General features: G+C 38.3%; 12 protein-coding genes. 6 read left to right on the top strand and 6 right to left on the bottom strand.

Annotation, left to right across the window (positions count from 1 at the left end; translation table 11 throughout):
- Positions 1–6: 6 nt before the first annotated feature.
- The 4 genes from ftsH to AOB46_RS08095 all read left to right on the top strand — a co-directional run bounded on the left by ftsH (position 7) and on the right by AOB46_RS08095 (position 4300).
- Positions 7–2031, top strand: a complete 2025-nt coding sequence (gene ftsH, locus AOB46_RS08110) for an ATP-dependent zinc metalloprotease FtsH (protein WP_062698126.1) — start codon at positions 7–9, stop codon at positions 2029–2031.
- A 135-nt stretch (positions 2032–2166) separates the two neighbouring features.
- A complete protein-coding gene (locus tag AOB46_RS08105) occupies positions 2167–2745 on the top strand; it encodes an LUD domain-containing protein (protein ID WP_062698124.1) in 579 nt (192 codons plus the stop codon).
- Between the two features lie 24 nt (positions 2746–2769).
- Positions 2770–3642, top strand: a complete 873-nt coding sequence (locus AOB46_RS08100; protein ID WP_062698122.1) for a phosphatidate cytidylyltransferase — start codon at positions 2770–2772, stop codon at positions 3640–3642.
- A gap of 4 nt (positions 3643–3646) precedes the next feature.
- Positions 3647–4300 carry a phosphatidylserine decarboxylase family protein gene (locus tag AOB46_RS08095; RefSeq protein WP_062698120.1) on the top strand — a complete coding sequence of 218 codons (654 nt, stop codon included), beginning with the start codon at positions 3647–3649 and terminating at the stop codon, positions 4298–4300.
- A gap of 61 nt (positions 4301–4361) precedes the next feature.
- Here AOB46_RS08095 and AOB46_RS08090 read toward each other — a convergent pair whose 3' ends face one another.
- From AOB46_RS08090 to AOB46_RS08070, 4 genes are all read right to left on the bottom strand, one after another.
- A complete protein-coding gene (locus AOB46_RS08090) occupies positions 4362–4709 on the bottom strand; it encodes a DUF1801 domain-containing protein (RefSeq protein ID WP_062698118.1) in 348 nt (115 codons plus the stop codon).
- Positions 4710–4736: 27 nt separating this feature from the next.
- A complete protein-coding gene (locus tag AOB46_RS08085; protein ID WP_062698116.1) occupies positions 4737–6569 on the bottom strand; it encodes an ABC transporter ATP-binding protein in 1833 nt (610 codons plus the stop codon).
- A gap of 212 nt (positions 6570–6781) precedes the next feature.
- Entirely contained in the window at positions 6782–7702 is a 921-nt protein-coding gene (locus AOB46_RS08075) for a M28 family metallopeptidase (protein ID WP_062698112.1), read from the bottom strand.
- 398 nt (positions 7703–8100) lie between these two features.
- Positions 8101–8490 carry a DUF4293 family protein gene (locus AOB46_RS08070; RefSeq protein ID WP_062698110.1) on the bottom strand — a complete coding sequence of 130 codons (390 nt, stop codon included), beginning with the start codon at positions 8488–8490 and terminating at the stop codon, positions 8101–8103.
- A 144-nt stretch (positions 8491–8634) separates the two neighbouring features.
- Between AOB46_RS08070 and rho the strand changes: the two genes are divergently transcribed.
- Positions 8635–10452 carry a transcription termination factor Rho gene (rho, locus tag AOB46_RS08065; protein WP_062698108.1) on the top strand — a complete coding sequence of 606 codons (1818 nt, stop codon included), beginning with the start codon at positions 8635–8637 and terminating at the stop codon, positions 10450–10452.
- 264 nt (positions 10453–10716) lie between these two features.
- Positions 10717–11313, top strand: coding sequence for a superoxide dismutase (locus tag AOB46_RS08060; protein WP_062698106.1), 597 nt, complete (start codon positions 10717–10719; stop codon positions 11311–11313).
- An 89-nt stretch (positions 11314–11402) separates the two neighbouring features.
- Here the strand turns inward: AOB46_RS08060 and AOB46_RS08055 are convergent, their stop codons facing one another.
- Positions 11403–11822 (bottom strand): DUF6146 family protein, encoded by a 420-nt coding sequence (locus AOB46_RS08055; protein ID WP_062698470.1) that lies wholly within the window; start codon positions 11820–11822, stop codon positions 11403–11405.
- A 53-nt stretch (positions 11823–11875) separates the two neighbouring features.
- Positions 11876–13063 carry an endonuclease gene (locus tag AOB46_RS08050; RefSeq protein WP_062698104.1) on the bottom strand — a complete coding sequence of 396 codons (1188 nt, stop codon included), beginning with the start codon at positions 13061–13063 and terminating at the stop codon, positions 11876–11878.
- Positions 13064–13255 lie beyond the last annotated feature (192 nt).

Raw genomic sequence — 13255 nt, 5'->3', positions numbered from 1 at the left:
GTATAAATGAACAATAAAGGATTCAACTGGTTTTTTCCAATTGTGATCATAGGTCTTTTGTTATTCTTTGGTTCCAATTTTTTAGGAGGCGAGAGTGCAAAATCTATTGATGAAGATGGTTTCTTCAGAGAGATGCAGGCGGGAAAGGTCCAGAATATTATTATATACAAGGACACAGAAAAAGCTGATGTTTTCCTTACCAAGGAAGCAAAAGCGGCAATGGTAAAAAAATCTGCCAATGAGAGTAACCCTCTTTCTGCGTTCGATATGGCTCCCAGAGCAGATTATTCTGTAAAATACGGAGATCTGCAGCTTTTCCTTCAGAAATTTGAACAGCTTAAAGCTTCTAATGCAGCCATTAAAACCACCAAAGATTACGGAGCCGGTAAAAATCCATTTATGGATATCCTGGTATCTGCATTGATATGGATTGCTATTTTAGGATTATTCTACTTCCTTCTTTTCAGAAAGATGGGTGGAGGCGGAGGTCCTGGAGGACAAATCTTCTCTATCGGAAAATCTAAGGCGAAGCTTTTTGATGAAAAAGAAAGAATCCAGGTAACATTTAAAGATGTTGCAGGTCTTGAAGGGGCTAAAGAAGAGGTACAGGAGGTTGTAGACTTCCTTAAAAACTCTGAAAAATATACCAAGCTTGGAGGTAAAATTCCTAAAGGAGTCCTTTTAGTAGGGCCTCCGGGAACCGGTAAAACCTTATTGGCAAAAGCTGTTGCTGGAGAAGCCAAAGTTCCGTTTTTCTCACTTTCAGGTTCCGATTTTGTGGAAATGTTCGTAGGAGTAGGTGCTTCCAGAGTAAGAGACCTTTTTGCTCAGGCTAAAGCAAAATCTCCGGCTATTATCTTCATCGACGAGATTGATGCTATCGGTCGTGCAAGAGGAAAAAATAATTTCTCAGGCGGAAACGATGAAAGAGAGAATACCCTGAACCAGCTTCTTACGGAAATGGACGGTTTCGGAACAGACGTGAACGTTATTGTAATGGCAGCAACCAACAGAGCTGATATCCTTGATAAAGCTTTGATGAGAGCAGGACGTTTTGACCGTTCTATCTATGTGGACCTTCCTGAACTTCACGAAAGAAGACAGATCTTTGATGTACATTTGAAGAAGATTAAGCTTGACGAGAATGTTGACAGAGATTTCTTAGCAAAACAAACTCCTGGATTCAGTGGAGCAGATATTGCCAATGTATGTAACGAAGCAGCATTAATTGCAGCAAGAAATAGCCATACTTCAGTAACAAAACAGGATTTCCTGGATGCCGTAGACAGAATCATCGGCGGTCTTGAAAAGAAAAACATGGCCATAAAGCCATCTGAGAAAAGAAGAGTAGCTTTCCACGAGGCAGGACACGCAACTGTGAGCTGGCTTGTAGAACATGCGGCACCGCTTTTAAAAGTGACTATTGTTCCAAGAGGACAGTCTCTGGGGGCTGCCTGGTATCTGCCGGAAGAAAGACAGCTGACGACTACTCAGCAAATGCTTGATGAAATGTGTGCCACACTGGGAGGAAGAGCTGCTGAACAGGTGATTTTCAATAATATCTCTACAGGAGCATTATCCGATCTTGAAAAAGTAACAAAACGTGCTCAGGCGATGGTTACCATCTACGGGTTGAGTGAAAATATCGGGAATATTTCATATTACGACAGCTCAGGCCAATCTGAATATAGTTTCGGGAAACCTTATTCTGAAGAAACTGCTACCAAAATAGATGCAGAGATCAAATCAATCATCGAAAACCAGTATGAAAGAGCAGTAAGAATTCTTACTGATAATAAAGATAAACTGGATGCTTTAGCGAATAAGCTTTTAGAAAAAGAAGTGATTTTCCGCGAAGACCTGGAAGAAATATTCGGGAAAAGAGCATGGGATCCTGAATTGACAGAGAAACCCGTAACAAATACCATTCCTGAGAAAGAAAAGGAAAAAACAGAAACTGAGGAACCTCAGATCAGAGAAAAAGAAGAAGAAAGTGAAATCCAGGCTCCTGAGAGTCCTACACAGCTTTAAAACTTCTGAAAAACAGATAAATAAAAACCTGACAGTCTTAAAATTGTCAGGTTTTTTCATATTTAAATAGACATTTTTAGAATCTATTGTAATTTATTTCTATTTTTGTATAAAGTTGACTAAAAATAGATTAAGTTGAATTTATTCAAGAGGATTGTAAGCAAACTGACCAACCAGCCTGAGGAAGAGGATCAACAGAGCCTGGAGAAGCTAGGGGATTCGCTGAAAAATGCGGATCTTGATTATAAGTTTGCGCAGTTATTTACGCATTCAGGGGGATTTTTTAATTATTGTGCGGATGAAGCGGAGGCTCTACAGACTTTAAATCAAATTATCAAGATAGAAGGTATCAGCAGTACTTTCTGCTGGGACAAAGAACTGCAGAGTTTTTTAAACGTTATAAAAACGCCATACACTTCAGAGCTGGAACATTCCAATAATGCTGCGTTCATTACCTGTGAATACCTTATTGCTTATGACGGAAGGATTATGCTTTCCCACAACAATATTCTTCACTACCATTCTTCAAGACTGCCCAATAAAATCATTATTATGGCCAATGTATCCCAGATTGTGAACAACCTGAATGATGCAATGGGAAAAATAAAAAGAAACGGTAATATTAAGAACCTGACTTCCATCAGCGGAAGCCAGTCGAAATTAGATTCTTCCAATACCAATACAAAACTTTTTTTATTGCTGCTTGAAGATTAAGCATCAACTTATAAACTCTACATTTTGGACAAAAACCTTATTCAAAGAACCCTTTCCGGACTTGTTTACGTGGCTGTGATTATCCTGTGTACCACTCCGCTGGGAGCACAGCTCATCAACAGCATTTCTCCGGGACTTATCAAACAGGAATATCTGTATCACGGATTAATTACCCTTTTGCTGGTTGTAGGTTCCTGGGAATGTATCAAAATCATGAAATTTGGAAAAGGCTATGAAAAATGGATTGTATTTCCGTTGGTCATTTTTATTTTCTATGTTTTTTCCAAAAGATATTTTCACCACGATTTCTTCTTTGATTTCAGGCTGAGCGAAATACTGGCCCTGGCTCTCATTGCAATTGCTGTGGTTACCTTATTCAAATACCCTAATGAACTGTATTACGACAGCGGAAAACTGATCTTTACCGTGATTTATGTGGCACTTCCGTTCAGCTTTGCATTAGGGCTTCCCAAATATTCCAGCTATAATGAAACTTTTTCGCTGGAAGTACTCTTTTTGTTCATTCTGATCTGGAGCAGTGATACCTTTGCTTATCTGGTAGGCAAGTTTTTCGGAAAACATAAAATGGCTCCTAAAATTTCGCCTAAAAAAACCTGGGAAGGGTATGCAGGTGGGGTAGTGCTAACATTGGTTTTATCCTACTTTATAGAACATTATCAGCCCGAACTCAGAGGGAACTGGATGATCGTAGGGTTCCTGGTCGCTGCTTTTGCCCCACTGGGGGATCTGGTGGAAAGCCAGCTGAAAAGAAATTTCGGCGTAAAAGACAGCGGAAACATCATTCCGGGACACGGAGGAGTATTAGACAGGCTGGATAGTTTTATTATCTGCGTTCCTGTCGTATATTTGTACTTTATTTTAGAAAAATTTATTTAATCTCATGAAATTACACAGAGAATCGAAAGGAACGATCACCGTAGCCACCATCGTTTTTATTATACTGGGGGCGCTGGCAATCTATTTTTTAAAGATGTGGTCGCTGCTGATCATTATGCCTCTGCTGATTATTTACAGCCTGGTGTTTTGGTTTTTCAGAGTTCCGAACCGTGATATCTTAGAACACAGGGAGAATGTAGTTGCTCCGGTAGACGGGAAAGTGGTGATGATTAAAGAAGTGGAGGAAAATGAATTCCTGAAGGGAAAAGCGATTCAGGTTTCCATTTTTATGTCTCCCCTGAATGTGCATATCTGCCGTTATCCTGTTTCAGGAAAGGTAATCTACAAAAAATATCATCCGGGAAAATATCTTGTAGCATGGCATGAGAAGTCTTCTACAGAGAATGAAAGAACAACCGTGGCAGTAGAAACACCAACGAATCATAAAGTAGTATTCAGACAGATTGCAGGATATGTGGCCAGAAGAATTGTTTTCTACTGTAATGAAGGCGATCAGGCAAAAGCCGGACATGAGTTTGGTTTCATTAAATTCGGATCAAGAATGGATGTATTCCTGCCGTTGGATACCGAGATCATCTGTAAGATCGGAGATATTACAAAAGGAGGTCTGGATGTGATCGCAAGAATGAAAGATTAAAAGCTGCAAAAAATTATAAAATCAAAAGACTGTTCGTACTGAACGGTCTTTTTTTGTTTTCTTATTTTATGTATTTCTTAACTTCTTCCGTAAGGCTTATAATGAGCTCCACGGGCAGATCTTTTTCCATATCAATAAGAAGTATTTTAAACTTTTTCCGGTCTTCCTGAAGCAGCTCAGGATGATGAAGCCGGTCTCCGTGATAAAAGCTTACATAATGTTTCTTATGCTTTTTACTGTAATAGAGATAGCACAGCATTTTCTTTTTATACTTGAAGAAGGGAAGCCCGAAGCTTAGCGTTTCGGTGATATTTTCAGGATCAGATTCAAGGATCTTTTTGCGTAAAAACAAAAGAGTACTTCTTTCAGGTTCATCGATTCTGTAGAAGTACTCTTGTATAGGGTTCATTTGAATGAAATTTAATTCAATAAACGATTAGTCAAAATTCTGAAGTTCTACCAGTTTGTGGTACATTCCTTTTTTCGCGATCAGCTCATGGTGGGTTCCCTGTTCTACAATATCCCCTTTTTCCATTACAACAATCCAGTCTGCTTTCTGAATGGTGGAAAGCCTGTGGGCAATCACCAGCGAGGTTCTGTTTTCCATCATTTTCTCAAGGGCATCCTGTACAAATCTTTCGGATTCTGTATCCAGGGCTGAAGTAGCTTCATCAAGGATCATCACAGGAGGATTTTTCAATACTGCTCTGGCAATGGAAACCCTTTGCTTCTGTCCTCCGGAAAGTTTTCCTCCATCATCCCCGATATTGGAATCATAGCCTTCAGGAAGCTGGGTAATGAATGAATCGGCATTGGCTATTTTAGCTGCTGCAATTACTTCTTCTCTTGTTGCTTCTGGTTTACCCATTAAAATGTTGTTGTAAACCGTATCATTAAATAAAACGGACTCTTGGGTAACCATTCCTAAAAGCTTACGGTATTCATTCAGCTTTAAATGTTTGATATTGGTTCCGTCAACCAGGATTTCTCCTTCACTTACGTCATAGAATCTGGCAAGAAGATTGGCGATTGTTGTCTTTCCACTTCCACTTTGTCCTACAAGGGCAATGGTTTTTCCTTTAGGGATAACAAGTGAAAAGTTTTTAAGAATCACATTATCTTTATCATAATAGAAACCAATATTTCTGAATTCGATCTGGCTGTTCAGTGTAGAGATAGACACGGGTTCTGCAATTTCTTCTACTTTCAGATCATAATCAAGAACTTCTGCCACCCTGTCTAAACTTGCCATTCCTCCCTGAATGGAAGAAATTGCGCTGGATAATTTTTTAGCAGGATCAAGGATCTGGAAAAACATCCCTATGAAAACAAGGAAAGCCTGAGGCTGCATCGTCTGCTCCTCAAGAATCTGCGTTCCGGCATACCATGTAATGATAAGAATGGTAATTGAACCTAGAAATTCGCTCATAGGAGAGGCTAATTCCCGTCTTCTGCTCATATCAATGGCAAAATTCTGCCAGTTGGTCGTTGTCTGATTAAATCTGTTCTTCAGGATTTTATCTGCATTGAAGATCTTGATTACTTTTGAAGATTTTAACGTTTCATCTACCAGTGAAAAAAGATTTCCTAATTCCGCCTGTGCCTGATAAGCCTGCTTTTTCAGGCTTTTCCCGGTCCACGAAATAAGAAGTCCCATAACAGGAAAAACAACTAAGGAGAACAGGGTAAGCTGTGGGGATAATAGAAATAAAGCGATCAGAGAAGAGATAATCATGAACGGAGCGTTGATAAGATCAACCAATACCCCCATAATTCCACCTTCCACACCTCCGATGTCATTAGAAATTCTGGACATCATATCTCCTTTTCTCTGTTCCGTAAAGAAAGAAACAGGAAGCTGCAGAAACTTATTATACATGGCACTTCTTAAATCACGGGTAATACCCACACGGTAGTTAACCAATAAGAAAGCGCCAATATATCTGAAAATATTTCTCAATAAAAATGACACTGCAGTGATGGCACAAAGAACAGCTAAAACCTGCACAGCTCCATGCTGGTCAATTTCTGTCTGTACAAAATAATAAGCCTTATTCTTTAAAAATTCAAAATAATCGCCTATTTCTCCGGACCATACAGGAGCTTTATCCTGTTTTTCAATGGTGCCAAACATCAATCCTAGAATAGGAAGCATTGTTCCTACGGATAAAATGTTGAGCAATGAGTAAAGGATATTGAAAAACATACTCCCGAAAAGGTATTTCCGGTGGGGTTTTGCGAAATGAAGTATTCTTTGTAATGGTTTCATTCAATGAAAAATTGGATAGCAAAATTACGTAAAATTAAAGGAACAGACGTTCTAAATCTTTTTTTACTTTATTTAATAGGTGTTTATAAATTTGATTTTGTTACAATTCTTATCCGAAGTCCGATATGCAGTGAATGTTATTGTCATCTCAGATTAAAGATGACTGAAAGAGCTTATAACGAATAAACCGCCATTTCGGCGGTTTTATTCTATTAAAATTTTACTTTATCATTATATTTCGGAGCAAAATTGGAAGGCTTTAATTTTTCAAGCGTTTTCCCGAAATTGTTGATGATATTCGTCAGGTTTTCAAAATCCACAACACTTACATCATCACTTTCGTTGTGGTAGTGGTGGGCTTTTGTCATATCTACCGTAGAGAATGAATGGGCAATGATTTTCTTTTTAACGAAACTTACATTGTCTGATCTGTAAAACAATTGCTGTGAAGCATAAGGATCCGGATTGATTTTCATTCCGTTGGCAGCATTTTTATTCACCAGCTCATCAAGATCAGAAAACTCGTCGCCTGTCATAAACAGTGCATTTTTACCCCATTGGGATTCCGTAGCCACCATTTCAAAATTGAAAAGAGCGGTCATATTATTGTAGATTTTATCCAGGTTGGCATCTGTAGAGATAGCTTTGGAGCCCAGCATTCCTTTTTCCTCTCCGTTAAATGCAATAAACACCATTGAGAAATCCGGTTTTTTATTTTTAAAATATTCGGCAATACCCGTTAAGGTAGTAATTCCGCTGGCATCATCATCAGCACCGTTATAAATATTATCTCCGGTTTTATCGCTGGTTCCTATGTGGTCGAAGTGCCCTGAAAATCCTAAAAATTTGTCCGTTTTTCCTTTTTTGATTCCGCATACATTATAGGCTTTCTTTCCTTTGTATTCGAATGGGATCAGGTAAGAATTGCCGGTACAGTATTCAAGATTGTTTTCTTTAAAGAGTGATGCGATGTATTCGGCCGCCTTATCATTTTCCGGGGTCCAGATCTCACGGCCTTTCATTTCGTCTGAAGCCAGTGTTGAAAGGATGGTCTGTACTCTTTCTCTGGATACTTCCTGAGCGGAGATACCTATTGAAAATACCGATAAAGCTAGAAATGCTAATTTTTTCATGTTGATTACTATTTTAGAATGATCTGTCGTATGCTTAGCGGAAATGTTGCATGAAGATATATAAAATTAATAATATAACCTCAGTTCGGGATAAGAATATAAGAATATCTGATAGATGCAGGTTTGAAGCTGGATGACGGAAGAGGGAAGTTATGAAAGTCATCAAGAGCAAATAATTGATCTGTTTTTATTTAATTTAACTTTCTGGTGACTTTCAATACCTATACCTAAAATTAACTTGCAGCTTCCTTCTCCTGTCTTCCTGCTTTTCACACCTGAGCTCACGTTAATATATATTGAGAAGAGATCAAATGGCGGCTTAATGTTTAAATTGAGGGTGTTGAAACAAAAAAACAGCTCCTTTCGGAACTGTTCTCACTCAAAAAATCGTTGTAAGGCTATCGAAGTCGGTCTACAGATTTTACGAGCCTCTCATCTCTGCGGATATAGGTGTTTGCAATAAGCAGACAGATCACCGCGATCAATGGGAAAACCGGCTCAATACCCTTCTCAGGAAACTGAATTCCTCCGGATAAGTTTAGTAACCAGTACGTCAATACACCAATCAACAAAACGTTTATAATGATGCTGATGGTATTCAGCAAAATTTGTCTTTTTCTGTTCTTAAAGCTGAAAATACTCAATGCTCCTGCCAGAACAAGCACGATGCAGCTTATATCAATCACCGGAATATTACCGAAAACAGCAACATCCTGTCCTGAAATAAAAAGAAAAACAGCAGCTAAAACTGCTAATAATGTCCATATGGTCTGTATTCTCTGTAGCATTGAATCTCAAATTCCAGGCAAAAATAATATAAATTTTGCACAATTCAAAAATAAGTGTAGATTTGCATTATACAATGTACTTGAAAACAAAAGTCACCGGACTTACTTTTCTTACTCACAATTAATTACATTTTTACATTAAATATGTTTAACATAGAAACGTTAAGGTCAAAATCCGTAACGGAACTGACTAAAATCTTAAAAGATTTGGGCGTTAAAGTTGCAAGAAACAGCAATGAAAATGATAAGATCTTTGCTATTCTTGACTTTCAGGCTTCTAATCCTAAAGTCTCAAAAGATTATTTCAACGCCACAGAAACCAGTGTGACTACTGAAGAGACACCAGCAGAGAAGCCTGCAAAAGCTCCTGCGAAAAAAGCGGCCCCCAAAAAAGCTGCGGCCAAGCCTAAAGCAGAAGCGAAAGCTCCGGCAGAAAAAGCACCCAAAGCTGAACAAAAGCAGGAAGAAATAGCTCCGGCAGTTCAGGAAGCCCAACCGGAAGAACCAAAAGCTGAAGCCCCTGCGGCTCCTGAAGAAGTACCAGCACAGACAGCAGCCAAGAAGAAAAGAAAAAGAGTTACTGCCAATACAGGCAATACAGAAACTGCCCCACAGGAAAAGACTGAAGCTCCAAAAAACACAGAACCGAAAGAATCTGCTCCGTCAGAAGAAAGGCCTAATAACCCTCAGTCTCAGGCCAGACCTCAAAGCCAAAGAGGACACAATCATCCGCAAAACAGCGGAAATCAGCATAAAAATCAAAACCAGAACCAAAATCAGAATCAGAATCAGCACAGACATGCTGAGAAGACTGAAGAGCATACCGAGCCTAAGAAAGAATTTAATTTCGATGGGATGGTAAGCATTGAAGGAGTTTTAGAAATCCTTCCTGATAATTACGGGTTCCTGCGTTCATCAGATTTCAGCTATATCTCTTCCCCTGATGATGTGTACGTTTCTACCGCACAGATCAGAAATTATGGGTTGAAAACCGGAGATACAGTTAAAGGAATTGTAAGACTTCCGAAAGAAGGTGAAAAATATTTTTCATTATTAAAACCTACAGAAGTTAACGGCCGTGATCTTGCTTTTATCAAAGACCGTGTCGCATTTGAATATTTAACCCCGCTTTTCCCTGAAGAGAAATTCAATCTTGCCGGAAACAATTCAACAATTTCCACAAGAATCGTTGACCTGTTTGCCCCAATCGGAAAGGGACAGAGAGCTATGATCGTTGCCCAGCCTAAAACGGGTAAGACCATGCTTCTTAAAGATATTGCCAATTCTATCGCTTCCAACCACCCTGAAGTATACATGATGGTTCTTCTGATTGACGAACGTCCTGAAGAAGTTACTGATATGGAAAGAAGTGTAAATGCAGAGGTGATCGCCTCTACATTTGATGAAGCAGCCGAAAAACATGTAAAAGTAGCAAACCTTGTTCTGGCAAAAGCCCAAAGAATGGTAGAATGCGGTCATGATGTAGTAATCTTACTGGATTCTATCACCAGACTGGCAAGAGCTTACAATACAGTAACACCTGCATCCGGGAAAGTTCTTTCCGGTGGTGTTGATGCGAATGCCCTTCACAAGCCAAAAAGATTTTTCGGGGCTGCCAGAAAAATTGAAGGTGGAGGTTCATTAACGATTATTGCAACGGCTCTTATTGATACCGGTTCTAAAATGGATGAAGTGATCTTCGAAGAATTTAAAGGAACAGGGAACATGGAACTTCAGTTAGACAGAAAAATTGCCAACAGAAGAATCTATCCTGCCATTGATCTTGTTTCTTCCAGTACGCGTAGAGATGATCTTCTTCTTGATGAAGTGACTTCCCAGAGAATGTGGATCCTGAGAAAGTATCTTTCTGAAATGAATCCTGTGGAAGCCATGGAATTTGTGAATAAAAACATCAAAGGAACATTGAACAACGAAGAGTTCCTGATGTCTATGAATAAATAAGTTAATTTAATTGTTGTTAAAGAAAAGCACGGAGATCTATAGACTTCCGTGCTTTTTTATTTAAAGAAGACTGATGATTCATGAAAAATGGTAAGAATAAGAACTTTAATATATCGGTGCAGATTAAAATATTTTGTATCTTTTAAAAATTTAATTCATTCTAAATCAATATATCAATGTTAAAGATTTATTAAAGTAATCCCCAGTTTTTGATTATAGCTTAAATAATGGCTAAATTTGGGTATAACATTAAAAATAAAAATTATGTCATTTGAATTACCAAAATTAGGATATGCTTATGATGCATTGGAGCCTACTATTGATGCAAAAACAATGGAGATTCACTATACAAAACATCATCAGGCATATATCGACAATTTAAATAAAGCTATTGAAGGAACTGATCTTGCAGACAAAACAATTGAAGAAATCTGCAAAACAGGAACTGATAAGCCAGCAGTAAGAAATAATGGAGGAGGGCACTTTAACCACTCTTTGTTCTGGGAAATCCTTACGCCGGGAGGAAGCAAAGAGCCTGTAGGAAACGTAAAAGCAGCTATCGAAAACTATGGAGGTTTTGATAAATTCAAAACAGACTTCTCTGATGCGGCTAAAACAAGATTTGGTTCTGGATGGGCATGGCTGGTAAAGAATGCTGACGGTTCTGTATCAGTATCTTCTACTCCAAACCAGGATAATCCACTAATGCCTGTGGCAGATGTAAAAGGAACTCCGGTTCTTGGATTGGATGTTTGGGAGCATGCTTATTACCTGAACTACCAGAACAGAAGACCTGACTATGTTTCTGCTTTCTTTGATGTAGTAAACTGGGATAAAGTAGAGGAATTATTCAACAAATAATTTTCAGCTATTATAAAAATAAAAGGTTCAGAAGCAATTCTGAACCTTTTTACGTTTGGTTATTTAAATAAATGAAATGTAGCAATATATCATCGTGTTACATCACTTCCGGAAAGACCATTCATTTTCAGCTTATACCGCCAATTGACATAAGCGAATACCTGATACAGCTTATACTCAAATTTTATCCCATATTTTTCTTTAGGATCATAATCGATTCCGGATTGTATAATATTCCTGTATTTGCCGGAATTATAGTAAGAATTCCATTCTGTGACCAGAAAGGTGTTTTTTGTTTTCAGATAAGATTCAGAATACTGGTTGATTGGTTTGGCCACTGCATTTAAAAAATAGTCAAACTGAGAATCCATTACCGTAAGTTCCCATTCACCGTCTTCATTTTTAGACGGTTTCATTTCAGATTTCTCTTCATTCTTCTTAGGGCTGTCCTGGGAAAAACAGCTTAGAGGAAGACATGAAAGCAAAAGGATGATAAGTATATTTTTCATAATCATGAATTTACATAAAAAAAGCACTCAAAAATGAGTGCCGTTTTTATTTTTTATGGTTCTTTCTGGAGGACGACAAAAGCCGGGAAGTGGTCGCTGTATCCACCGGTGAACTGGTCTCCGTTCCAGGACCTGAAAGGATAACCTTTGTAATTACCTTCTTTATTCACCAGATAGGCAGGAGCAAAAATTTCTGCCTTGTAAACAGAATATTCTTTTGTTACCTGATCAGAGATTACATTTTTAGAAACGATGATCTGGTCAAACAGGTTCGGAGCATCCTGATACGCTAAAGAAGCAATTCCTTTTTTGTATAAAGGGTACATTAAGTTAAGGTACGGTGTTGTTTCGCTTAGATCTTTAGGGCTGGCCACTGCTTTTAAGTGGTTTTTTAAACTTGCACTTACAGGATCATCATTGAAGTCACCCATTGCGAAAAGCTTGGTAGAAGGGTCTGCTGCTCTTACACTGTCCATTTGCTGCTTAAGTAAAGCGGCGGCGGCATTTCTTTTCGGAAGGGAGACTGCTTCACCTCCTCTTCTGGAAGGCCAGTGGTTCATGAAGAAAGCTACTTTTTCATTATCAAGGAATCCTGTTACTACCAGGATATCCCGGGTGTATTCTCTTTTTCCTTTTTCATCAAAGATCTTTAATTCTTTCTTTAAAGAGTTGCTTACCGTAAATCTTCTTTTCTGATAGATCAGGGCAACATCAATACCCCTGTAGTCGTAAGAATTGTAGTGAACAATTCCGTAATCATATTTTGCCAGGGCAGGCTGCTTGATAAGGTCTTCAATTACCTGTCTGTTTTCTACCTCAATAAGGCCTACCACAGCAGGCGCTGTTTTGGTGTACTGAGCACCCATTTCAGATATAACCTTAGCTTCGTTGGCAAGTTTCGCTTTATAGATTTTGGTGTTGTAGTTTTTGGCACTGCTTGGAGTGAACTCTTCTGAGCCACTTTGGTATCTTACTGCTTTTTTACCCTTTAAAGCATCATCGCTCCATGGCCCGTCGTGCTTTTCAGCTTCTAAAAACTTGATAGAATCAATTGGAATGCTTCTGTGGAAAGCAGGATTGCGGATGTCTTTAGTTCCATCAATATAATCTGCTGAACGTATAGTGTCCCAAAGGTTTTCTACATTCAAAAAGCCAACAGCAGCTACTTTCCTAAGTTTCCCCTGTTGTGCAAAAGCCATTATTGAAAAAATGACGGCCATAAAACTCATAAATCTCTTCATCCTCTAGAGTATTAAAATTAATTAAACGACAAATTTACCTTTTTTTAATTCATCCCATTTTAAATATTTGTAAATTTAAAACAGTATAAATATAATTCTTTTATATAATGATTCATAAAAGTGTGCAATGTTAAGAAAAAATAACGTTAAAAAAGTTTTAAATTCTAAATTTTGATTAAATTTGTGCCCCCA

It is taken from the genome of Chryseobacterium indologenes (assembly GCF_001295265.1).
GTDB lineage: Bacteria > Bacteroidota > Bacteroidia > Flavobacteriales > Weeksellaceae > Chryseobacterium > Chryseobacterium indologenes_A.
Note: the sequence above shows the minus strand (reverse complement) of the source record. Positions and strands in the feature narration are given on the sequence as shown.

What these genes read in the sequence shown, in the direction of transcription:
- ftsH (WP_062698126.1), top strand. Translation starts at nt 7, where the DNA reads ATGAACAATAAAGGATTCAACTGGTTTTTTCCAATTGTGATCATAGGT.
- AOB46_RS08095 (WP_062698120.1), top strand. Translation starts at nt 3,647, where the DNA reads ATGAAATTACACAGAGAATCGAAAGGAACGATCACCGTAGCCACCATC.
- AOB46_RS08090 (WP_062698118.1), bottom strand. Translation starts at nt 4,709, where the DNA reads ATGAACCCTATACAAGAGTACTTCTACAGAATCGATGAACCTGAAAGA.
- AOB46_RS08085 (WP_062698116.1), bottom strand. Translation starts at nt 6,569, where the DNA reads ATGAAACCATTACAAAGAATACTTCATTTCGCAAAACCCCACCGGAAA.
- AOB46_RS08075 (WP_062698112.1), bottom strand. Translation starts at nt 7,702, where the DNA reads ATGAAAAAATTAGCATTTCTAGCTTTATCGGTATTTTCAATAGGTATC.
- AOB46_RS08070 (WP_062698110.1), bottom strand. Translation starts at nt 8,490, where the DNA reads ATGCTACAGAGAATACAGACCATATGGACATTATTAGCAGTTTTAGCT.
- rho (WP_062698108.1), top strand. Translation starts at nt 8,635, where the DNA reads ATGTTTAACATAGAAACGTTAAGGTCAAAATCCGTAACGGAACTGACT.
- AOB46_RS08060 (WP_062698106.1), top strand. Translation starts at nt 10,717, where the DNA reads ATGTCATTTGAATTACCAAAATTAGGATATGCTTATGATGCATTGGAG.
- AOB46_RS08055 (WP_062698470.1), bottom strand. Translation starts at nt 11,822, where the DNA reads ATGAAAAATATACTTATCATCCTTTTGCTTTCATGTCTTCCTCTAAGC.
- AOB46_RS08050 (WP_062698104.1), bottom strand. Translation starts at nt 13,063, where the DNA reads ATGAAGAGATTTATGAGTTTTATGGCCGTCATTTTTTCAATAATGGCT.